This is a genomic window from Stenotrophomonas sp. NRRL B-14846, assembly GCF_050473585.1.
Taxonomy (GTDB): domain Bacteria; phylum Pseudomonadota; class Gammaproteobacteria; order Xanthomonadales; family Xanthomonadaceae; genus Stenotrophomonas.
The window spans coordinates 2,056,120-2,078,112 of sequence record NZ_JBFLUN010000022.1 but is presented as its reverse complement, the minus strand read 5'-3'; the positions used below and the strand labels follow the sequence as shown (position 1 = coordinate 2,078,112).

Sequence of the window (21,993 nt, the reverse complement as noted above, 5' to 3'; positions counted from 1 at the left end):
CCGCCCTCACGCCAGCGGTAGGCGGTCCTGCGCGTGCGACAGCCGGTCATGCAGCTCGCGCACATGCTCGGCCTTGGCGTGCACCCGGGAAGTGTCGCCGAAGCTGCGCAGATAGGCGCAGGCCGCGAAGCCGGCACTCTTCTTTTCGTAGTCGGCAATCCAGGCCAGTCGATCCGGATTGTTGGCCTGTTCGGCTGACCACGCGGCCACCGGCGGCCGGATGCGGTACTTCAGGCCAACGCGCCACGGCTTCGGTGTCAGTCGCGCACGGAAGCAATGCTGCAGCCGGCACATGCGCGCGTACAGGGTGTCGGTGCCCAGTGCCTTGAAGAATGCCTGCAGCTGCTCGTCCTCAGGTGAGAACGTGGCATGCATCGCCAGTACACGCAGTCCCGCAGGCGTCCGGTAGGCGCGCAGATGCCAGTGGGGGTGTTGTTCGCTGAAGGCTTCCACGCGTCGCAGCGCCAACCCCTCGGCGCCCCCGGCGGCGGCCAGCCGCTGCCTGCGGCGCATCAGCAATGCCGCATTGACCAGAACCACCGCCGCCACGCCCAGCACCAGTCCCACCAGCCAATGCCACAGCAGCGTGCCGGTGACGGCGCCGGCAAGCAGCACGACCGCCGCAACGATGGCCGGCATCACGCAGCCGGCTGGCGGCTGCGCATGGTCGATGTCGGCGAACAGTACGTCCGGGCTGTTGAGGCACAGTGCGCCATAGCTGTTGCGGGTGATGATGACATCGCCGTCGCGCTGCACGATCTGCTCGCGGATCGGTACGCCCTCCACACCGTAGTTGCTGCGCACTTCGCGACGCGGCAGTACCTGCCCGGCGATGATGGCGTTGAGGGCTTCATGGGCACGTGCGTCGGCGTGGGCCTGGGCTTGGGCAGGTCCCTCGTCGGACCAGCCGAAGCGGCGCACCACCACCGGCCGGCCACGGAAACGGGCCTGCAGGCGGGCTTCGGCCCAGTAGGCGGGAACGATCATCATCGCGGGGTGCTCTATCTTCCGTGGCAGGTGCCAACGCGAGTCTGGCACAGCGCCGGGGTGCCCGCATCTGCTTGCTGCGGCGGCCGGGCCGGAGTGATAGATTGCGCGCTTCGCATGCACTCCACCAAGGACGGAGCGATGTCCATGATCCTGCGCGGCCTGTTGGCCCTGGCCTGTGCCGGGGTGGTTGGCATGGCCACGGCGGCGGCACCGGCCGGGCCGCAGATTGTCACTGACGATGTCAGCCGCTTCTACGCGCTGTACGACAACGCAGGTGGCAAACCCAGCGTTGCGCAGTTGCGTGGCTACATGGCCGAGGGTTCGGCGGGCCTGGCCGAGCTGGCCAAGGCGCGCCGGGTCACCCCCGAGCGCATTGCCGAGTCCATCGCCAGCCAGCCGGAGCTGTATGTGCAGGGGCGAAGCTGCCTGGCCGAACTGCCGGCGGTGAAACAACGTCTGACGCAGGTGTTTTCCAACCTGCAGGCCATCTATCCGCAGGCTGCGTTTCCGCCGGTGACCATCGCCGTCGGCCGTGGTCGTCCGGTAGGGTTGACCTCGAAAAGCGGCGTGATCATCGGCCTGGAAGCGCTGTGCGCAGCCGATTTCATGAATCCCAATGTGCAGGACCGCTTCGTGCATGTGATCGCGCACGAGTACGTGCACATCCAGCAGACCGGCCTGACCGACTTCGAGCCGGGCGACCCGCATGCGACCGTGCTGCGTGTTTCGTTGGGCGAGGGCATCGCCGAGTTCATCGCCGAGCTGATTTCCGGCAACGTCGGCAATGGGCGTCACGCGGCCTGGACCCGTGGCCGGGAAGTGCATATCGAAAGCGCGTTCGCGCTGGATCTGGACAGCACCGATCTGTCGCCGTGGCTGTACAACTACAAGCCTGGCTCGCAGGAACCCTACGACCTGGGGTACTGGGTGGGTTACCGCATCGCCAAGGCCTATTACCTGCAGGCCAAGGACAAGCGTGATGCGGTGCGTGCGCTGATCCAGCAGGACAACCCGAAAACGATCCTGGCCGCCAGCGGCTGGACGCCGGGTATGTGGATGCCGGCGAAAGTCACGGGTGTGGCGGCGCGTACGGCTGCACGCTGAGCACAGGGTGGGGCGTTAGACTGCTGAAGATGATTTCAGGAGTACCCGCATGCGTAGACCTGTTGAGCTTGCCACTGCCACTGTCGTGACGTTGGGCCTCGCGTTGGCTTCTCCGCTGGGCGCCGTTGAGGCCGTCGCAGTCAACCCGCTGCTGCAGACGCCCATCGATCAGCTACGCCCCGACGAAGTGCGCTTCATGCAGCAGCGCCTGGCCGATTGGCCGGAGCTGCAACGCTATCGTGATGCCAATGAGCGCCTACCTGATGTGGTGCCCGGCCAGCCGCGCGTGGTGTTCTTCGGTGACTCCATCACCGAGGGCTGGGGCAGGGAGGGCAGTGCCGGTTTCTTCCCCGGCAAGGGCTGGCTCAACCGCGGCATCAGCGGCCAGACCACGGCGCAGATGCTGGTGCGTTTCCCGCAGGACGTACTGGCACTGAAGCCACAGGTGGTGGTGATCCTGGCCGGCACCAACGACATTGCAGGCAACACCGGCCCGTCCACGCAGGCGATGATCGAAGACAACCTGCACGCGATGGTGGACCTTGCCCGTGCACATGGCATCGCCGCAGTGCTGGCATCAGTGCTGCCGGTCAGCGATTACCCGTGGCTGCCGGGCACAGCACCTGCGCCCAAGGTGCGTGCATTGAACACGGCATTGAAGCGCTATGCCGATGCACAGCAGCTGGTCTATCTGGACTACTACACGCCGATGGCCAATGCGATCGGCGGACTGGACCCGCAGTTGGCGGAGGACGGCGTGCATCCTACGGCGAAGGGCTATGCGGTGATGGCGCCGTTGGCCGAGGCGGCGGTTAGCCGAGCTCTCAAGGACATGAATGCTGAAGCACCATAGTCAGGCCGGAACGTCAGACATTGACGCATGCGCCGCAGTGGCTGGCGCTTGTTTGCTGCAGAATGGCTGATTTGGATCGGGAGGGACGATGGGCGCTGTTTCGCTCACGGTAGTAGAGATTGTGGCGCGCGCGATTTTCAAGCGCGCACCGTCGTTGGTCACCGAAATCTACTCCACGCCGGGCGAGACCCTCCAGCGATTCGGTAGCGCAGAGGATCTATGCAGCTATGCGGAATTGCTCCGGCAGGTAAAAGGAGGAGCGGTTTTTGTCGGAGTGAGATATCCCGATATGGACGGTGACGTCACCATCCGAGAGTTTGAGCTGACCAAGGGGCCAGATCGCGGGAAGATGCGCTCGAGCGTTGCAGGCTGGGGGCTGATACACGTTCTTCTACCGGTAAATCAAGACGCCAGTAGCTTGGCAAGTATCTATCGCATGTCCGAACGCGGCGCCTTCGCCAGAGAGCGCGGTGGAATCGATCTTCCTCCCGTGAGGGATTGGAATTGGAAGGCGGTTGAATCGCACGCGCGCAGATTGAAGCGTGTTCTGAAGGATGCAATCTGAAGGAGCGCGAAGTCTGTACGTGCAGGTGGCGGGGTACTACTTGAGCGACATTGTTGTCAGCAGCCACTCACAGAAACTAATCACCAGCGGATCGGCTGTGCTGTCCTCGTGCACCAGCCAGCTCCAGCGCGGGCCGCGCACGCGTGCCTCATCCAGGGGTTGCAGCAGGCCTTGTTCGCACGCACGCGCGCTCAGCAGTTCGCTGACCAGCGCGATGCCCAGCCCTTGGCACGCGGCATCCAGCAGCTGCCCGGGCTCGGAGAAGTTCATGCCCTCGCGGCGCTGGCCGACATCGGCGCCGCCCTGCACCTGCCATTGGCTCCAGTCCATTTCGCGCTCGCCATGCAGGGTCAGTCGTTCGTGCATCGGTGTGGCGAGCAGGGCCGGATGGCAGGCCGGAAAGAGGCGGTCCTGCAGCAGCACGCGGTGCTGGCACTGCGCCTGTGAGTCGAGGTCATCGCGTACCGCCACGTCCAGCGTCTGCGTGGTCATGTCCGGCGCTTCCTCGCTGGTCAGCAGCCACAGATCGGCGTCGGGATGCAGCCGGTGGAAGCTGGCCAGGCGTGGCACCAGCCAGTGTCGGGCGAAGGCCGGGCTGGTGTTGACGATCAGTTGATTCGGCTTGCGGTACTGATCGAGCCGGCGGATGCCGCTGGCCAGCTGGCGCAGCAGTGACTGGGTGGTTTCCAGCAGGTCGATGCCGGCGTCGGTGAGGGTGACGCTGCGGCCTTGCCGGAAGAACAGTGGTTGTTGCAGCGACGCCTCCAGCCCGCGGATCTGCTGGCTGATGGCCGACTGGGTCAGGTGCAGTTCCTCGGCCGCCCGGTGGAAGCTGCCCAGGCGGGCGGCGGCCTCGAAACCACGCAGCGCGTTCAGCGGGGGCCAATGCTTGAGCATTCTGATAAGAAAAACTGTTCAGTTGATGGCTGAATCTATCGTTTGTTCTTATGGATGGGCAAGCGCAGCATAGCGCCCATCCCACACCGGCCATGGAGCCTGTCATGACCAACCGTCGTCACTTCCTCACCCAACTGGCGGGCGCCGCCGGCCTTGGCGGCTTGGCCGCGCTCGGCCTGGCCGGGCTGCCGGGTCGCGTATCCGCAGCAGGGCCAGGTGCGGGGACTTGGCGCATGCCGGACGAGCACGGCCCACAGGAACGCGTTTTCCTGGCCTTCGCCGCGCAGCCGCGGGTGTGGGGCGCGCAGGCCGATGCGGTGAACGCCGCCGTGGCCCGCCTGGCCCGTACCATCGCCCGCCACCAGCCGGTCAGCGTGCTGTGCCGCCCGGCGCAGTTGAAGCAGGCGCAGGACCGCTGCGGCCGCGACAACATCGAGTTCCTCGAGGTGCCGCTGGATGACATCTGGGTGCGCGACTACGGCGGGTGCTTCGTCACCGATGGCCAGGGCGGGCTGGGCCTGGTCGACTTCAACTTCAACGGCTGGGGCGGCAAGCAGAGCGCGCGCAACGATGGCGCGGTGGCGCCCTGGCTGGCACAGGTGACGGGTGCGACGCTGCTGGAAAGCGATCTGGTGGGCGAGGGCGGTGGCATCGAAGTCGATGGCCACGGTACCGCGATCCTCACCGAGAGCTGCTGGGTCAACCGCAACCGCAATCCGGACGGGTCGCGCGCCGATATCGAGGCCGAGCTGAAGCACCACCTCGGCCTGCGCAAGGTGATCTGGCTGCCCGGCATCGCCGGCAAGGACATCACCGATGCGCACGTGGATTTCTATGCGCGCTTCGTGCGGCCGGGCGTGGTGATCGCCAACCTGGACAATGATCCGGAGTCCTACGACTACGATCTGACCCGCGAACACCTGCAGATCCTGCGCGGGGCCACGGATGCCGATGGCCGCCGCCTGCAGGTGCACACACTGCCGCCGCCGCTGGACGGGCGCGACAACGTACATACCCGCGACAACGACGATCTGGCCATGGGTTACATCAACTACCTGCCGATCAACGGCGCCGTGGTCGCGCCGCAGTTCGGTGACGATGCAGCCGATGGCTTCTGCCGTGAACTGCTGGAAGACATGTATCCGGGGCGCGTGATCGAACAGGTGGATATCGACGCGATCGCGGGCGGCGGTGGCGGCATCCATTGCGTGACCAAGAACATGCCGAAGGTGTAGTCCGTCACGGTAGAGTGGCGCGGTAGCCGGCTACGCAGCGTGGCCGCCAGGGACGATGGAGCGGGTGATGCGGAAGGGAATCCAGGGGTGGCTGCGCCGTGGCGGCGCTACGATGGCAGTGCTGCTGGCCGCCGTGCCGGTGTTCGGTGCGGACACGGCGGCGCCTTCGCCGCTGACGCGTGAACCAGTGGGCGGCGTTTCGTTGGCCGAATGGACCGCGCGGTGGTGGCGGTGGGCCGATGGCCAGGGGGGCGCGCCCTATCTCGACCCGGATGGCCGTGTGTGTGATCTGGGCCAGGAAGGCCCGGTCTGGAACCTGGCCGGCACCAATGGCCGTTTCCGGCCACATCGCGAATGCGTGGTGCCGGCTGGCAAGTACCTGTTACTACCGATCATCAACATGGCGCACTACCAGGTGGATGAGCGTGTGTCCTGCAAGGAGCTGCAGGCCGGGGCGGCGGTCAACAACGATTACCTGATCAGTGCGGTGGTGCTGCTGGACGGCCAGCCATTGGGCGACATGCGCAGGCATCGGGTCCGCAGCGAAGGCTGCTTCCGCATGGATGCCGATGACGAACACTCTCGGCTGGCTGCCGCCGATGGGTATTGGGTGATGCTCAAGCCGTTGCCGCCGGGACGGCATACCCTCAGCGTGGGCGCCAACTACGGCGTACCGGATGGTGGCGCGTACAGCCGCATGCGGCAGTCATTCGAGTACGTGCTGCACGTGGGAGGGCGTACCCAGGTCGTATCGCGCGGACAGCCCACGATGCCGATGGCGGCTCCCTGAGGCTCAGGCGTCGTCCTGCTTCAACGCCACATCGGCGGCCAGCAGCGCTTCGGCGGCTGCACTGAGCGGCGGCGACGGCGGGGCGACCACGCCGATCGCTTCCATCATTTTCGGCATGCCGAGGAACTGGCGCGCGCGGCGGTCGTAGATGCCGGTGACCAGCAGCGCGCGCGTGGCAATCTTCTGCTCGGCACCGACCAGCACGCGCTGCTCCATGATGCCGCGCGAGCCGACCCAGCCAACCAGTCGCGTCTCCAGGGTGAAGCGCTGGAACGGTTTGAGCTCGCGGCGGAACTGGATGGTGCCGGCACCAACGATCGGTGCCCACTTCTCGCGCAGCGCCACCCGGCCCAGGCCCATGCGCAGGATCAGGTCCAGCCGGCCCAGGTCGAAGATGTTCCAGTAGCGGCCGTTGGTCATGTGCAGGTTGCTGTCCAGGTCATTGGGCAGTACCCGGAACTGCAGCCGCGAGACCCCGAACGGGGCCTCCAGCTTCGGCCGGAACAGGCTGCACAGCAGCAGATGGAGCAGGCGGAACCAGAGATTCATGGCTATGACGACTGTTATAGAACGGCCGGTACGCTAATCTATGACGACTGTCTTAGCAAGGAGCCTGCCGTGAGCCCGCGACCCTCTGATGCGCCTCAACGCGTGATGGATGCTGCGGCACAGATGCTGGCGCGCGTGGGTCTCAATGCCACCAGCATCCGCGAAGTGACGAAGCTGGCCGAGGCGCCGCTGGGTTCCACCTACCACCACTTTCCCGGCGGCAAACAGGAGCTGCTGGCGCGCGCCACCCACATGGCCGGCGACAAGGTGGAGGCGCTGCTGGTGGAGCTGTTGAAGGATGGGGCAGTACAGGGCCTGCAGCAGTTCCTGGCGCTGTGGCGCGAGCGCCTGCTGCGCACCGGTTTCCGCGCCGGCTGCCCGGTGCTGGCCGCTGCCGTGGAGGAACCGGTGGAGGCGACGCCCAGCCAAGCCCGCGCGGCGGCTGCCGAGGTGTTCGCGCGCTGGCAGGGCCACCTTGCCACGGCGTTCGTCGCCGAAGGGCATGCCCCGGCGGCGGCGGGTGAACTGGCCAGCCTGGTGATCGCCAGCGTGGAAGGTGCGGTGGCGATGTGCCGCGCGCTGCAGGACATCGCCCCGTTCGACCAGGTGGCCGCGCAGCTGCTGAAGGCTGCCGCGCGGCCTTGATGGACCGGTGCTGGCAGGCGAGACTCGCCAGCAGCCCACGACTGGATGCCGCCATGGACGATCCGCTCCGCCGTCAGTTGATCGAGCACTACCTGCAGGCCTACAACCGCTTCGACGTCGACGCCATGCTGGCGGTGCTGGCGCACAACGTGCGCTTCGAGAACCACAGTGATGGCCAGCTGACGATGGTCACCGAAGGCATCGATGCCTTCGGCGAACTGGCACGGCAATCGGCGCAGATGTTCCTCGAGCGTGAGCAGCAGTTGCTCGAGCTGACCTTCAAGGACGACGTGGCGCTGGCCAGCATCGGCTGGCGTGGCGTGTTCGCGCAGGACATTCCCGATGGTCCCAGTGCGGGCACGGAACTGGCACTGCGGGGACGCAGCGAGTTTGCTTTTGAGGGCGGTCGCATCGTGCGGATCATCGACCGCAGCTGAGGGACGGCCGCATAGGTCCGCCGTCTGGACAGCGGACCTGCCCGCGGTAGAATCCGCCCATCACCGCTTACGCGTGCCCGGCAAGGATGTCCGCATGCAGTATCAGGTTCCCGACGTTCCCGGCCGCCATGCCTCCCGCCCGCTGGCGGCTGCATGAAGCGTTCGCGCCACTTTTCACGCAGCCCGCTGAAATTGCCGATGAACCACGGCAGCGAAGTCGTGCGCGCGCGCCGGCACCTTCAGCAGCGCGGCTGGCCGCGCCTGCAGATGGCGCTGATCGTGGCCTTGACCGGTGCGGCCGGTTTCCTTGCCTCGCATCTGCTGCGCCTGGCCGGCATCGACGCGATGCTGCTTCGCTACCCGATGGCCGTGCTCCTGGCCTATGGCGTGTTCCTGCTGCTGATGTGGGTCTGGATCCGCTGGCGTTGGGACAACGTGCTGGATGGGCTGTCGCCGGATGCAGGCGGTAGTGGCGCATCGCCGCGCGGTAGTGCCATGGAATCCCTGTGGAGCGGCGCTGGCGGGCGTTCCGGCGGTGGTGGTGCATCGGCATCGTGGAACGTGCCGGCCGGTGGTGGCGATGCGGGAGAGCTGCCGTTGACCCGGCTGGCCGAAGATGAAGCGGGCCTGCCGTTGCTGGCCATCCTCGGCCTCGTCGCGCTGGTGGCGACCGTCCTGCTGGCCAGCGTGTGGGTGGTGTGGTCGGCGCCGGTGCTGATGGCTGAACTGCTGGTGGACGCGGCCATCGCCGGAGGCCTGTACCGGCGCATGCAGGGCATGCAGCAGCAAGGGTGGTGGCGGGTATGCGTGTCGCATACGATCTGGCCGCTGCTCGGGCTGCTGCTGTTCTTCGCGATGCTGGGCTGGCTCGCGCAGGAACTCGCGCCAGGTGCGAGCCATCTGCTGCAGGTCATTCAAGCGCTGTAGCGCCACGTTTCCGGCCGATATCCCAACCTGCTTCATTTATTCCAGGAGCTCCATGCGACAGCGCATTGCACGGAAGCGCATCCTGACGACAGCGGTCGTCCTGTTCGTGGCTGCGGGCGCAGTGCTGATGGCCAGTGTGGGCCCGCAGTGGCGGCAGGACGCCGGCCCGCCGCCGATCAACCTGGGAACTGCACAGATGCAGGCCGAGGTGATGGCAAAGCTCATCGACCTGCGACCATTACCGCCAGGAAAGCCGCCGGTACCACCGATTCCAATGAAGGCAGTCTCCTCCTCGATGCTGACCGGCAACGGTGGGTTCGCGACCGCGGAGGTGCCACTGCAAGACGTCGGGCCTGCACGCTTCGAGCCGCGCAGCTGGGAGCCTGACACGCCATTTGCAGTGATGGACTGGACAGTGCCGTCCTGCGGCGAAGGAGAAGCCGCCCCGGTCTGCCAGGTGCGTCACAGCATCGTCGAATGGCGCGATGATGACAGCGCGGCATCCTTTCAACTGCAGCAGCATCTGGAGGCGATGCTGCAGGTTGCGAACCGCCGGGCTGTACGGGTACCCGACCTCGCGTTTGAGCTTGCGCATGTGCGGGCGCAACGGATGACGCGGGACGAGCTTCAGCGACGGCGTGCGCGCGGTATCGAGGGATGCATGGGGGGACCGGGCAATCCGGATCTGGGCGTTGTCTATCTGCAGCGTCCTGTGTTCAGCCTGGACGGGAACTGGGCAATGGCATCGATCGCCTCGGATCTGTGCAGTGGAGGAACGGCGATGCGCGTCCTCTACCTCCTGCACCGCAGGAAGGGCGGATGGGAGCGTATTCGAGTGGAGCCTGTCCGCTATACGGGCTTTGGACACGGCCTGTGGCCCGCGTTGCCGGAGTCGTGATGACAGATACCTCGTTCAAGCCAGACCGTGACTGCCAACAGCGGATCGCCTGGCGACGCATTGCATCGCTGGCGGCGGCGCTGTCGGCTTTGGCTCTCATGGCCGGAATCTGCAGCCTGCGCCCGAGGTGGCGGCAGGAGATCGGTCCGCCACCGATCAACCTGGGAACGGTGCAGATGCAGGCTGAGGCGATGGCGATGGCGCTGGCGATCCGGCAGAGGCCGCCATTCCTCCTTCCACCCCCGCCAGAGCCGCAGCCAACGCCAGCGCTGCCATCGTCGCTGAGCGAGGTGCCCACCGCACCGCAGACACCGTCCACGCGCGTCGATCAATGGCGCCCGCAGGAACAGCCGCAGTTGACCGACCCGGTGGGGGAGGACATCTACGTGATGGAGCAGACCTTGCCCTATTGCTGGCCGGGTAGCAGTGCCTCCACCTGCCAGGAGGTGGACGATCTGGTCCTGCCGCTGGACGACCGGTGGCCGCCGGACATCCATGCGCTGCGGTTGCAGCTGCAGGCGGACCTGGTTCCCGCCAATCGCCGTCCCACGCCAGTGCCTGCGGCCGCATTGGCCGGTGCGCAGCGGATGGACGGCGCGGGGCTTCGAGCGCTGCGGGAGCAGGGGTGCAGGGCAACGGTGCATGGGCCGGCTCGGACATACGACCACTTCGCCTATCTGACCCGGCCCGTTTTCAGCGTCGATGGGCAGTGGGCTATGATCGCAGTCGCCTGGGCTTCGTGTTCCGACGATTTCGTCTACCGGGAGCTTGTCGTACTGCATCGGGAACAAGGACGCTGGATAGCCGAACCCCCGGAACGGGGTCTGGGCGGCGCATGGGACGGCCGCATACTGCGGCCCTGGACGTACAACCACTGACGAGGAAGAGCGCATGGATGTCGCTGCACGCAGGAACAGGACGTTGTTTCGTTGGATCATGATGACGCTGCTGGCGATGTTGTTGCCGTTTGCAGCACTGGCGCAGCCCGCAGCCGGGCAGGCCGATGGCGCCGAAGCCGCCACTGCCGCGGAAGAGGCGCAATGCCGCGCCTGCGCCTATGAGCGCATTGGACCGAAGGTCGATATCGGCCTGGTGGCACTGGTGTCGCTGCTGGTGGTGGGCCTGCTGATCGCGGCATCCCGGGAATGGGGCAGCACCTCGCAGCGCTGGACCTGCCGCACGCTGGCCCTGCTGCTGGTGGGCATTGGCGCAGCGTTGCTGTGGTGGGCTGGCAGCATCCTCTACCTGGGTTACAACCCCTGGCAGGAGCAGCTCGCACCCGGCGACGGCTCGCTCGGTTCGACGCTGCTGAGTACGTCGCCGAAGTGGCTGGCGGCACTGGTGCTGATCGGCTTCGCGCCTTCCATCTGGAAGCGCAGCGAGCGCCTGCCGGCGTGGCGTATCGGCTGACCCTGGAATGGCGGCGCCGGGTCACACCCGGCGCCGCCTGCGGCAATCAGTCAAAGCGCCAGCGCACGCCCGCATAGACGCCACGGCCTTCGCCCGGGGTCGAGCGCGCGACATCCTTGCCGGCGTCGTCGTAGCCCGGCGTGACCGTGGCGGCGTAGTGGCGATTTCCGATGTTGCGCATCTCCGCCCAGGCCTGCCAGCGGCCACCGGGTGCGTCGTAGCCGATGCGGCTGCCGAAGATCACACGGCTGTCGGCCCAGTAGCTGTTGGCGTAGTCGACGGCGATGCGCGAGGCGTATTCGGTATTGAGCGCAGCGTACAGGCCGGAGGCGTGATCGAAGCGCAGCTCGGCCTGGTAGGCGTGGCGCGGCAGGCCGGGCAGGCGGTTGCTGCCGAAACGCGCATCGTGGCGATAGCGGAAGTCGCTGAAGGTATAGGCCTGGCGCAGCGACAGGCGGCCCGGTGCAGCCTGCCACAGCGTGCTGTCCAATCCGGCTTCGATACCGCGGTGAACGGTGGGGCTGGCGTTGTTCTCGGCGATGAACAGGTTCGGCACCGGTTGCAGCTCGACGCTCAGCAGTTCGTGGTTCACGTGTGCGTAGTAGCCGGTCAGTTCCCAGCGACCCAGCGCCGCGTCACCGCGCGCACCCAGTTCCAGCGTGGTGGCCGTCTGGTTCTGCATCGGCACCGGCGCGCGCTGGCGGCCGCTGGACGGGCCATTGCCCGGCCCGAAGTACTGGTTCGAGCCCCAGATCATCGACCACGGGTGCGGCGCCTCCACCGAACGGCTGAGGTTGCCGAACCACTGGGTCTGCGCGCTGTGCTGCCAGGTGAAGCCCAGTCGCGGCGCGTAGTCCCAGTCGTGGTCGCGCAGGCGGCCGCCGCTGCTCGGCCAGGTCACCTGTACATCGCGACGGGTGTTGATCAGTGCCAGCCCGGTCTGCATGCGCAGGCGGTCATTGAAGGCGAGGGTATTGCTGACGTGCAGCGTGCTGTCGGTGCCGTGGTGGCGGAAGTCACGCGTGCGCGTGCCGGCAGCGTAGCCGTTGCTGGCAAAGCGCAGCGACTCGCGCACGTCGGCATCCAGGTCATGGGTGACGCGCAGGCCAACCGCGGTTTCGCTGTCCAGGCCGAACAGCCGGTGGCGGTGGCGGTAGTCCAGCGTGGCGTTGAGGTTGGCGTAGTCCAGCTGCTGGCGGTACAGGCTCTCGTTCAAGTCCATCGGGTACTTGTGATAGACCAGTCCCGCCTGCAGCGAGGAATCCTCATCGATCTGCAGTGTGGTGACGTTGCCCACCCACGTGCTGCCGGGCTGCGGGCGACGTGCATCGATGGCCAGGTTGGCCGGGTTGGCCGCATGCGGGTCGTTGCGGATCTGGTCGCGGGTCAGGCGACCGGGTGTTTCGTGGTTGGTTTCGCGGTAGCGCACGAAGAAGCGCGTCTGCAGGTCGGGCGTGATCTGCCAGCCGATGTTGGCCATCGCCCCCTTGCCGTCGCCGCGCGCATGGCGCTGATAACCGTCGAACTCGGTATCGGTGTAGGCCAGGAAGTAATCGACATCGCCACTGACGCCGCCCCAGCTGATGCCGCGCCTCTGGTAGCCACGGCTGCCGGCTTCGTAGTGCAGCTGCACGCCTGCCGAATCACGGCCGCTGCGGCTGATGTAGTCGATGGCACCGCCCAGTGCCAGCGCGCCACGCTCGAAACCGTTGGCGCCGCGCAGGACTTCCACGCGCGACAGCCACAGTGGTTCCAGCAGTTCGTAGGGCGTGCCGCCCGGGCCGGTCAGTGGCAGGCCGTCGATCGACACCGCAATACCCGAGGCATGCGCGCCGGGGCCCCGGTTGATGCCTGAGCCACGGATCGAAATCTTGGTGCCTTCGTTGCCCGGCGACTGCGCGCTGATGCCCGGCTGGTAGGCCAGCACATCGGCACTGCTGGACAGCCGGCTGTCCGCCTTGGCCACGTCGATGACGTTGCTGGCGCCGGGTACGCGCTTCAGCGCCTCGCGCGCCTGGACGCTGGCATCGGCGGCGGTGACCTGCACCGCATCCAGCGTGGTGGCTTGCGGGGCCGCGGCGGCGGTGGAGGAAAGGCCGAGGGAAACGGCCAGGAACAACAGCGACGGGGTGGGGCGGTACGGCGAGAGCGACATGCTGGAATGCTGTAAACCACGAAAGTGGCGCGCAAGTTAACAGGTCGACGCCGCTACGTCACCCATCGCCCGCGTATGGGCCACGCGACCTTTATAGAGCCGAGCCCATGCTCGGCTGCTTTTCGCCTTCTGTAGAGTCGAGCCATGCTCGACTGCTTTTCGCCTTCTGTAGAGTCGAGCCATGCTCGACTGCTTTTCTGCGCCGGAGTCGAGCATGGCTCGACTCTACGGAGCAGGCTTCGCCAGCGCCTTGGCCTTTGCATACAGCCGATCAGCCGCTTCCTTCTCACCCAGCGCCGCATGGCATTCCGCCAGGCTGTCCCAGGCATTGGCCGAATCCGGATACAGCTCGGTGTTGAGCGCGAACACCTTCACTGCCTTGCGCGCCCCGAGGCTCTCGCGGATCGCGTAACCATCGGCATTGATCGCGCGTTCCAGTTCACTGGCAGCAACCTTGTTGCTGTCGCGCAGCCAGCGATGCACTGCTTCGGCCGCGCCAGCGCTGTCATCCAGCGCATACGCGATCAGTCGCTCGGACAATACCGCATGCGGAAACTCCTCCGGCGCGGCTACCGCCATCGTGCTCTCGACCAGCGTGCTCGACCAGACATTGCGGGCGCTGCCGTTGGTCAGGTACACGAACACCCAGTAGCCGCTGGCCAGCGTGCCCTTGTACGCCAGTCGCGCACGCACGCGGGTGCCGCCATCGTGGCCGACCTGGGTGTAGCCGTCGCTGCGGGTGGTGTCCCAGCCCGTGGAGAAGAAGTTGCTGCCGCCGCCGCTCAGCTTCTGTGGCTGCCAGAGCGTTTCCAGCGTGGACGTGCGCAGCAGCTTGCCGGTCGCCAGCGCCTGCAGGAACCGGTTCATGTCGCCCACGGTGGTCTGCAGGTCGGCGTGGCCCCAACCGTAGTCCGGCCAGGGGTCTTCGTTCGCTGGCTGCAGCTGGCCGTCCTTGCCGATGTACGGCACCGCTGCGCGCTGCACCGGCACGCTGGCTGCTCCCCATGAAGTGCGGGTCATCTTCAGCGGCTGCAGGATACGTTCGCGTGCAATGGCCGGGTAGGGCTTGCGGTAATGCGCTTCCAGCAACGCCGTCAGTACCAGGTAGTTGGCCTGCGTGTACTGCACGCGGCTGCCGGTGGCGAACTGCATCGGCGCCGCCGCAGCCACCTTCAGCGCAGCTGCAAGGTCGGGCGCCACACCGGTGTAGCCCTTGCTCACCCAGCGGTTGTCCACCCGGTCGTAGTACTCGCCGATACCCGAGCTGTGGTTGATGAAATCGCGCACGTGGATTGCCTGCCAAGCAGCCGGAAGGTTCGGAACATAACGGCTGGCCGGCGCGTCCAGATCCACCTTGCCCTGGTCCACCAGTTGCATCACCAGCGTGCTGGTCAGCAGCTTGGCCATCGATTGCGCGGCGAAGATGGTATCGACAGTGGCCGGTGCATGGGCAGCGGGATCGCGCTCGCCGCTGGCGCCCTGATAAAACACTTGGCCATTGTGTGCGACCAGTACCGCCTGGCCGGCGATGCCGTAGCGTTCGCGGTTGGCCTGCAGCTGGGTGTCGAGCTGATTGGAAAGATCACTAGGGGACTCAAGCGCCGAAGCGATCGGAACGGCGAAGAGGGCGCAGAGCAATGCGGCAGCAAGGGTGCGGTACATCGCGGTGTTCCATCAGCGGTGATGGCGCATGTTGCTCACGGCGGAAGAGCGGGTCAAGGGCACCGATTCCCGCATCAGGGAGAGCCGGCCAGCGGCCGGCACTACCCTGCGTTTCCGGTAGTGCCGGCCGCTGGCCGGCAACCCCGCGATCAGCCCAGGATGCCCGGCAGATCCAGCCCCTTTTCCTTCGCGCAATCAATCGCGATCTCATAGCCTGCATCGGCATGGCGCATCACGCCGGTGGCCGGGTCGTTCCACAGCACGCGGCCAATCCGCTTCGCCGCCGCTTCGGTGCCGTCGCAGACGATCACCATGCCGGCGTGCTGCGAGAAGCCCATGCCGACGCCACCGCCGTGGTGCAGCGACACCCACGTCGCGCCGCTGGCGGTGTTGAGCAGGGCGTTCAGCAGCGGCCAGTCGGACACGGCATCGGAACCATCGGCCATCGCTTCGGTTTCGCGGTTTGGCGACGCCACGCTGCCTGAATCCAGATGGTCGCGACCAATCACCACCGGTGCCTTCAGTTCACCGTTGGCCACCATTTCGTTGAAGGCCAGGCCCAGGCGATCGCGGTCGCCCAGACCGACCCAGCAGATGCGCGCCGGCAGGCCCTGGAACTTGATCTTCTCGGCAGCCATGTCCAGCCAGCGGTGCAGGTGCGGGTTGTCCGGAATCAGTTCCTTCACCTTGGCATCGGTCTTGGCGATGTCTTCCGGGTCGCCGCTCAGTGCGGCCCAGCGGAACGGGCCGATGCCGCGGCAGAACAGCGGGCGGATGTAGGCCGGTACGAAACCGGGGAAGTCGAACGCGTTCTCCACGCCTTCTTCCAGTGCCATCTGCCGCAGGTTGTTGCCGTAGTCCACGGTCGGCACGCCCAGCGCGTGGAAGCCGAGCATGGCGCGGATGTGGTTGGCCATCGACGCGCGCGCGGCTTTCTCCACTTCCTTGGGCGCGGAGACACGTTTCTCATCCCACTGTTCGACCGTCCAGCCCTGCGGCAGGTAGCCGTTCACCGGATCGTGCGCGGAGGTCTGATCGGTCAGCAGGTCCGGCTTCACGCCGCGCTTGAGCAGTTCGGCCAGCACATCGGCAACGTTGCCGAGCAGGCCCACCGACTTCGGCGTACCGGCCTTGCACGATTCGTCGATCAGGCGCAGCGCTTCGTCCAGATTGTCGGTCCAGGTATCCAGGTAGCCGGTGCGCAGGCGCATGTCGATGCTGCTCTTCCGGCACTCGACGGCCAGGCACGAGGCGCCGGCCATCACGGCGGCCAGCGGCTGCGCGCCGCCCATGCCGCCGAGGCCGCCGGTGAACAGCCACTTCCCGGTCAGGTCGCCACCGAAGTGCTGGCGTCCCATCTCCACGAAGGTCTCGTAGGTGCCCTGCACGATGCCCTGCGCGCCGATGTAGATCCAGCTGCCTGCGGTCATCTGGCCGTACATGGCCAGGCCCTTTTTATCCAGCTCGTTGAAGTGGTCCCAGTTGGCCCAGCGCGGCACCAGGTTGGAATTGGCGATCAGCACGCGCGGCGCATCGACGTGGGTGCGGAACACGCCCACCGGCTTGCCCGACTGCACCAGCAGGGTCTGGTCGTCGTCCAGGCGCTTGAGGGTTTCGACGATCGCATCGAAGCTTTCCCAGTCGCGCGCAGCGCGGCCGATGCCGCCGTACACCACCAGTTCCTGCGGCCGTTCGGCCACGTCCGGGTGCAGGTTGTTCATCAGCATGCGCAGCGGCGCTTCGGTCAGCCAGCTCTTGGCGTTCAGCGTGGTGCCGGTCGGCGCGGCAATGGTGCGGGACGGGTCGTTGCGGGTCATGCGGCGCTCCGGTTCGTTGCGAATTCAAGGCAGGCATTGAGCACCTGCGCCAGGGTGTGGCGCAGCGGTGCGGCGTGGTCGGGGTCGAGCGGGGTGGGCCAGCTGTGTTCGTCCACCTGGTCCGGCAGGGGTTCGTGCATGTAGCCGCGGCAGGCAAGTTCCATCTGCAGGCTGTGCACGCCGCCGGCCACGTTGCTGTAGTGGCGGGTGATCCAGCCGCCCTTGAAGCGCCCGTTGCGCACCTGGCTCATGCCACTGATCTTCAGCAGGTTCTCCACCACATCGCTCAAGGCGTTGTCGCAGGAGGTATCCGGTGCACCGGAGGGGCCGGCGGTGCCCAGGTTGAACTGCGGCAGCTCGCCGTCGAACAGGTGCGGGATATGCGAGCGGATCGAATGCGCGTCATACACCACGACAGTGCCGAACTTCGCACGCAGGCGCGTGATCTGTGCGGCCAGCGCATCGTGGTAGGGAAGGAAATACGTGTCGCGGCGACGGGCGATTTCCGCGTCATCCGGTTCGCGGCCGGCGTGGTACAGCGGCTGGTTGTCGAAGGTGGTCAGCGGGCACAGGCCGGTGGTGTTCTGGCCGGGGTACAGCGACACGCCGCTGGGATCGCGGTTGAGGTCGATCACCGAGCGCGAGATCGCCGAGCGCACCGTGGTCGCGCCCATGCCGCGCACGAAATCGTACAGTTCGTGCACCCACCAGTCGGCGTCGCGACGGGCCAGCCATGGCGAGTGGTAGTCGCCGATCAGGTCGTGCGGCAGCTCGCTGCCGGTATGCGGGAAGCTGACGATCAACGGGGCATCGCCTTCGTGCACCGTCAGCCATTCGGGATGGGTCTTCATGCCTGTGGTTCCACAGTCGGCAACAGATCGGTCAGGCCCTGCGCCAGCGCGCCACTGCGCACCAGGTTCGTGGCGGTCACCATGTCGGGATGGAAGTAGCGGTCTTCTTCCAGCGTCGGCACCTGCGTACGCAGGGTGGCGCGCACGGCTTCCAGCGCGGCACTGGAGCGCAGCGGGGCGTGGAAGTCGCAGCCCTGCGCAGCGGCCAGCAGCTCGATGCCGATCACGTTGGCGGCGTTCTCGGCCATCTGCATCAGGCGGCGTGCACCGTGCGCGGCCATCGACACATGGTCTTCCTGGTTGGCCGAGGTCGGAATCGAATCGACACTGGCCGGGTAGGCGCGCTGCTTGTTTTCCGAAACCAGCGCGGCCGCCGTCACCTGCGGGATCATGAAGCCGGAGTTCAGGCCCGGGCGCGGGGTCAGGAACGCCGGCAGGCCGGACAGCGCCGGGTCCACCAGCATCGCCAGGCGGCGCTCGCTGATCGAGCCGATCTCGCACACCGCCATCGCCAGCATGTCGGCAGCGAAGGCCACCGGCTCGGCGTGGAAGTTGCCGCCTGACAGTGCCTCGCCGGTATCGGTGAATACCAGCGGATTGTCGGACACGCCGTTGGCTTCGATTTCCAGCGTGGTCGCAGCCTGGCGCAGGATGTCCAGCGCTGCGCCCATCACCTGCGGCTGGCAGCGCAGGCAGTACGGGTCCTGCACGCGCACGTCGTTGTCGCGGTGCGATTCGCGGATGTCCGAGCCCTGCATCAGCGTGCGCAGCGCGGCCGCAGTGGCGATCTGCCCACGCTGGCCGCGGATGGCGTGGATGCGCGGGTCGAACGGCGTGTCGGAACCCTTGGCCGCTTCCACCGACAGCGCACCAGTGACCAGCGCGGCCTGGAACACCGTCTCGATCTCGAACAGGCCGGCCAGCGCATAGGCGGTGGAGAACTGGGTGCCGTTGAGCAGCGCCAGGCCTTCCTTTGCACCCAGTTCGATCGGCTGCAACCCCGCGCGTGCCAGTGCATCAGTTGCCGGCAGGCGTTCGTCACCGATGAAGGCCTCACCCACGCCGAGCATCACGCTGGCCAGGTGCGAGAGCGGTGCCAGGTCACCCGAGGCACCCACCGAGCCCTGCGCGGGCACCACCGGCAGCACGCCCTTGACCAGCATCGCTTCCAGCAACAGCAGGGTCTCCTCGCGGATGCCCGAAGCACCCTGCGCCAGGCTGACCAGCTTCAGCGCCATCATCAGGCGCACTACGCTGGCCGGCATCGGCTCGCCCACACCGGCAGCATGCGAGAGCACGATGTTCCGCTGCAGGGTAGCCAGGTCTTCGCGCTCGATGCGCACGCTGGCCAGCTTGCCGAAGCCGGTGTTGATGCCATACACCGGCGCGCCCTTGGCGACGATCGCGGCGACGGCCGCCGCACTGGCGCGCACCACCGGCAGCGCGGCCGGGTCCAGTGCAAGCGGCGCACCGCGATAGACCTGCCGCCACTGGGCGAGAGTGACATGGCCGGGGCGAAGAACCAGGGTGTTGCTCATGTGTTGCTCCAGGAGGCAGGCAGGTCGGGCTGTCCGCGCACCACGCGCGCGTGCAGCGGGTTGAATCCAATGCGATAGACCAGGTCGGCGGGGGCGTCGATGTCCCAGATCGCCAGGTCGCAGTCCAGGCCCACGGCCAGGCGGCCGATTCGGTCGCCATGGCCCAGTGCGCGCGCCGCTTCACGGGTGAAGCCGGCGATGCACTCGTCCACGGTCAGGCGGAACAGGGTGGCGCCCATGTTCATCGCCAGCAGCGGGCTGGTCAGTGGTGAGGTGCCGGGGTTGCTGTCGGTGGCCAGCGCCAGTGGCACGCCGGCCGCGCGCAGCGCCGCAATCGGCGGCCGAGTGGTATCGCGGGTGAAATAGAAGGCACCGGGCAGCAGCACGGCGACGGTGCCGGCCGCCGCCATCGCGGCAATGCCGGCATCGTCCAGATGTTCGATATGGTCGGCCGACAGTGCACCGAAGCTGGCGGCCAGTTCGGCGCCATGCTGGTTGCTCAGCTGCTCGGCGTGGATCTTCACCGCCAGCCCGTTGGCGCGCGCCGCTTCGAAGACCTGCCGCGCCTGCGCCGGCGAGAAGGCGATGTTCTCGCAGAACACATCCACCGCTTCGGCCAGGCCTTCGGCGGCGATGGCCGGAATCATCACGTTGCACACCTCGTCGGTGTATTCCTGTGCTTCGCGGCCCGGCGGAATCGCGTGTGCGCCGAGGAAGGTGGTCACCACGTTGACCCGACATTCCTCGCCCAGCGCACGCGCCACCTGCAGCTGCTTGCGTTCGTCGGGCAGGGTCAGGCCGTAGCCGGACTTGATCTCGAGGGTGGTCACGCCCTCGGCGCGCATCGCCAGCAACCGTGGGCGGCTTTCGCGGGCCAGCTGTTCCGGCGTGGCGGCGCGGGTGGCGCGCACAGTGGAGACGATGCCGCCGCCGGCACGGGCGATCTCGGCATAGCTGACGCCCTGCAGGCGCTGCTCGAATTCGTTGGCGCGGTTGCCGGCGTAGACCAGGTGGGTATGGCAGTCGATCAGGCCGGGCGAAATCCAGCGGCCTTCGCCGTCGATGCGGGTGGTCGGCTGCAGGTGGGCATCGCTGCCGGCTGGGCCGACATGGACGATGCGGCCCTCGGCGCAGGCCAGTACGCCATCGCGGATGACACCCAGCCCCTCGCCATCGAGGGTGATCAGGTGGACGTTGGACCAGAGGGTATCGACGTGCATGGCATCCACAACGCGGCTGTGCTTATATGTCTATACAATATAGGCGTCCATTTCGGGTTGTCCAGCCATGTCCGATTCGCGTTCCCCGCACCGTTTCCATGCCGCCCACGCCCTGCTGGCCGACGGCTGGGCCCGCGATGTCCGCCTGCAGGTGCAGGACGGTCGCATCACGGCGATCCACACGGGGCAGGGCGCCCAGGCCGGCGACACTCGCGTCGGCATCCTGGTGCCGGGCCTGCCCAATCTGCACAGCCATGCCTTCCAGCGCGGCATGGCCGGGCTGACCGAGATCGGCGGCGGCGACGGTGACAGCTTCTGGAGCTGGCGCGAGCTGATGTATCGCTTCCTGGCCCATCTGCGCCCGGAAGCGGTGCAGGCCATCGCCGCCCAGGCCTACATGGAAATGCTGGAAAGCGGCTTCACCCGCGTCGGTGAGTTCCACTACCTGCACCACGACGCCGACGGTCGGTCGTATGCCAACCGCGCCGAGATGAGTGCGCGGGTTGCGGCGGCGGCCGAACAGACCGGCATCGGCCTGACCCTGTTGCCGGTGTTCTATGCCCATGCCGACTTTGGCGGTGCGGCGCCGAATCCCGCGCAGCGTCGCTTGATCCACGACGTGGACGGCTTCGCGCAGCTGTTGGATGCCGCCAAGCCGTCATTGGCCGCGCTGCCCGATGCGGTGCTCGGCATCGCACCGCACAGCCTGCGTGCGGTCACCGGCGAGGAACTGAGTGCGTTGCTGCCGCTGACCGACGGCCCGGTGCACATCCACATCGCCGAACAGGTGCGCGAAGTGGAGGCCTGCCTGGCCTGGAGCGGCCAGCGTCCGGTGCAGTGGTTGTACAGCCATGCGCCGGTGGATGCGCGCTGGTGCCTGGTGCATGCCACCCACATCACCGATGACGAGCGCGCGGCCATCGTGGCCAGCCGGGCCGTGGCCGGCCTGTGCCCGATCACCGAAGCCAACCTGGGCGACGGCCTGTTCCCGATGCAGGCGTTCGCGCGCGAAGGCGGTCGCTTCGGTGTCGGCTCCGATTCCAATGTATTGATCGACGCTGCCGAAGAACTGCGCCTGCTCGAATACGGCCAGCGCCTGACCCTGCGCGGTCGCAACGTGCTGGCCCCGGATGCCACCCGCAGCACCGGCCGCTTCCTGTTCGAAGGTGCATTGCAGGGCGGCGCACAGGCGTTGGGCGTGGCCGCCGGGCTGCAGGTGGGCGCCAGTGCCGATCTGGTTGAGCTGGATGCTGCGCATCCCGCGCTGCAGGCGCGACAGGACGACGCATGGCTTGACAGCTGGGTGTTCGCCGCACGTAATGGCGCGCTGCGATCGGTCTGGCGCCATGGCCGCCAGTGCGTGGCCGACGGCCGCCACCTGCAGCGCGAGGCGATCAACAGCGCCTTCGCTGCCGCCCTGCGCGGCGTGCTGGGCTGATCGCCTCCCGCC

The 21,993-nt window shown here is 67.0% G+C and carries 21 protein-coding genes; 12 read left to right on the top strand and 9 right to left on the bottom strand.

All coding sequences use genetic code 11. The annotated features are described in order from the left end of the window. Positions 1 to 6: 6 nt before the first annotated feature. Entirely contained in the window at positions 7 to 990 is a 984-nt protein-coding gene (locus tag AB1281_RS11855; RefSeq protein WP_430346015.1) for a hypothetical protein, read from the bottom strand. A gap of 138 nt (positions 991 to 1,128) precedes the next feature. Here AB1281_RS11855 and AB1281_RS11850 point away from each other — a divergent pair, with 138 nt between their 5' ends. The 3 genes from AB1281_RS11850 (at position 1,129) to AB1281_RS11840 (ending at position 3,512) form a co-directional block, all read left to right on the top strand. Further along, entirely contained in the window at positions 1,129 to 2,094 is a 966-nt protein-coding gene (locus AB1281_RS11850) for a DUF2268 domain-containing putative Zn-dependent protease (RefSeq protein ID WP_430346014.1), read from the top strand. A gap of 49 nt (positions 2,095 to 2,143) precedes the next feature. Continuing rightward, positions 2,144 to 2,947: an SGNH/GDSL hydrolase family protein gene (locus AB1281_RS11845; RefSeq protein WP_430346013.1), complete on the top strand. Its 804-nt coding sequence runs from the start codon at positions 2,144 to 2,146 to the stop codon at positions 2,945 to 2,947. An 88-nt stretch (positions 2,948 to 3,035) separates the two neighbouring features. Then, on the top strand, positions 3,036 to 3,512 hold the full coding sequence (locus AB1281_RS11840; RefSeq protein WP_430346012.1) for a hypothetical protein: 477 nt from the start codon (positions 3,036 to 3,038) through the stop codon (positions 3,510 to 3,512). 36 nt (positions 3,513 to 3,548) lie between these two features. Here the strand turns inward: AB1281_RS11840 and AB1281_RS11835 are convergent, their stop codons facing one another. Then, complete coding sequence (locus AB1281_RS11835; RefSeq protein ID WP_430346011.1) at positions 3,549 to 4,409, bottom strand: LysR family transcriptional regulator; 861 nt, start codon at positions 4,407 to 4,409, stop codon at positions 3,549 to 3,551. A gap of 104 nt (positions 4,410 to 4,513) precedes the next feature. Here AB1281_RS11835 and AB1281_RS11830 point away from each other — a divergent pair, with 104 nt between their 5' ends. Further along, positions 4,514 to 5,644, top strand: a complete 1,131-nt coding sequence (locus AB1281_RS11830) for an agmatine deiminase family protein (protein ID WP_430346010.1) — start codon at positions 4,514 to 4,516, stop codon at positions 5,642 to 5,644. 67 nt (positions 5,645 to 5,711) lie between these two features. Then, positions 5,712 to 6,434 carry a hypothetical protein gene (locus AB1281_RS11825; RefSeq protein ID WP_430346009.1) on the top strand — a complete coding sequence of 241 codons (723 nt, stop codon included), beginning with the start codon at positions 5,712 to 5,714 and terminating at the stop codon, positions 6,432 to 6,434. Between the two features lie 3 nt (positions 6,435 to 6,437). Here the strand turns inward: AB1281_RS11825 and AB1281_RS11820 are convergent, their stop codons facing one another. Beyond that, positions 6,438 to 6,983: a thioesterase family protein gene (locus tag AB1281_RS11820; RefSeq protein WP_430346008.1), complete on the bottom strand. Its 546-nt coding sequence runs from the start codon at positions 6,981 to 6,983 to the stop codon at positions 6,438 to 6,440. Positions 6,984 to 7,052: 69 nt separating this feature from the next. On the opposite strand from AB1281_RS11820, the gene AB1281_RS11815 reads away from it, so the two are divergent. From AB1281_RS11815 to AB1281_RS11790, 6 genes are all read left to right on the top strand, one after another. Then, entirely contained in the window at positions 7,053 to 7,628 is a 576-nt protein-coding gene (locus AB1281_RS11815; protein ID WP_430346007.1) for a TetR/AcrR family transcriptional regulator, read from the top strand. Between the two features lie 53 nt (positions 7,629 to 7,681). Further along, positions 7,682 to 8,065, top strand: a complete 384-nt coding sequence (locus AB1281_RS11810) for a nuclear transport factor 2 family protein (protein ID WP_430346006.1) — start codon at positions 7,682 to 7,684, stop codon at positions 8,063 to 8,065. Positions 8,066 to 8,218: 153 nt separating this feature from the next. Beyond that, positions 8,219 to 8,992 carry a hypothetical protein gene (locus AB1281_RS11805; protein WP_430346005.1) on the top strand — a complete coding sequence of 258 codons (774 nt, stop codon included), beginning with the start codon at positions 8,219 to 8,221 and terminating at the stop codon, positions 8,990 to 8,992. Positions 8,993 to 9,044: 52 nt separating this feature from the next. Next, entirely contained in the window at positions 9,045 to 9,890 is an 846-nt protein-coding gene (locus tag AB1281_RS11800; protein WP_430346004.1) for an energy transducer TonB, read from the top strand. Then, positions 9,890 to 10,768 (top strand): hypothetical protein, encoded by an 879-nt coding sequence (locus AB1281_RS11795; protein WP_430346003.1) that lies wholly within the window; start codon positions 9,890 to 9,892, stop codon positions 10,766 to 10,768. Before AB1281_RS11800 ends, AB1281_RS11795 begins: the two co-directional genes overlap by 1 nt. Positions 10,769 to 10,781: 13 nt before the next feature. Then, positions 10,782 to 11,300 (top strand): hypothetical protein, encoded by a 519-nt coding sequence (locus AB1281_RS11790; protein WP_430346002.1) that lies wholly within the window; start codon positions 10,782 to 10,784, stop codon positions 11,298 to 11,300. 46 nt (positions 11,301 to 11,346) lie between these two features. On the opposite strand, the gene AB1281_RS11785 is transcribed toward AB1281_RS11790, so the two are convergent. The 6 genes from AB1281_RS11785 to hutI all read right to left on the bottom strand — a co-directional run bounded on the left by AB1281_RS11785 (position 11,347) and on the right by hutI (position 20,543). Continuing rightward, complete coding sequence (locus tag AB1281_RS11785; RefSeq protein ID WP_430346001.1) at positions 11,347 to 13,455, bottom strand: TonB-dependent receptor family protein; 2,109 nt, start codon at positions 13,453 to 13,455, stop codon at positions 11,347 to 11,349. Positions 13,456 to 13,680: 225 nt separating this feature from the next. Next, positions 13,681 to 15,117: a serine hydrolase domain-containing protein gene (locus AB1281_RS11780; RefSeq protein WP_430346000.1), complete on the bottom strand. Its 1,437-nt coding sequence runs from the start codon at positions 15,115 to 15,117 to the stop codon at positions 13,681 to 13,683. A gap of 149 nt (positions 15,118 to 15,266) precedes the next feature. Further along, positions 15,267 to 16,934: a urocanate hydratase gene (gene hutU / locus AB1281_RS11775; RefSeq protein ID WP_430345999.1), complete on the bottom strand. Its 1,668-nt coding sequence runs from the start codon at positions 16,932 to 16,934 to the stop codon at positions 15,267 to 15,269. Continuing rightward, a complete protein-coding gene (gene hutG / locus AB1281_RS11770) occupies positions 16,931 to 17,785 on the bottom strand; it encodes an N-formylglutamate deformylase (protein ID WP_075677475.1) in 855 nt (284 codons plus the stop codon). The genes hutU and hutG overlap by 4 nt, the downstream gene beginning before the upstream one ends. Beyond that, complete coding sequence (gene hutH / locus AB1281_RS11765; RefSeq protein WP_430345998.1) at positions 17,782 to 19,323, bottom strand: histidine ammonia-lyase; 1,542 nt, start codon at positions 19,321 to 19,323, stop codon at positions 17,782 to 17,784. The genes hutG and hutH overlap by 4 nt, the downstream gene beginning before the upstream one ends. Continuing rightward, complete coding sequence (hutI, locus tag AB1281_RS11760; protein ID WP_430345997.1) at positions 19,320 to 20,543, bottom strand: imidazolonepropionase; 1,224 nt, start codon at positions 20,541 to 20,543, stop codon at positions 19,320 to 19,322. The genes hutH and hutI overlap by 4 nt, the downstream gene beginning before the upstream one ends. 67 nt (positions 20,544 to 20,610) lie before the next feature. Here hutI and AB1281_RS11755 point away from each other — a divergent pair, with 67 nt between their 5' ends. After that, positions 20,611 to 21,981 carry a formimidoylglutamate deiminase gene (locus AB1281_RS11755; RefSeq protein ID WP_430345996.1) on the top strand — a complete coding sequence of 457 codons (1,371 nt, stop codon included), beginning with the start codon at positions 20,611 to 20,613 and terminating at the stop codon, positions 21,979 to 21,981. Positions 21,982 to 21,993: the final 12 nt, after the last annotated feature.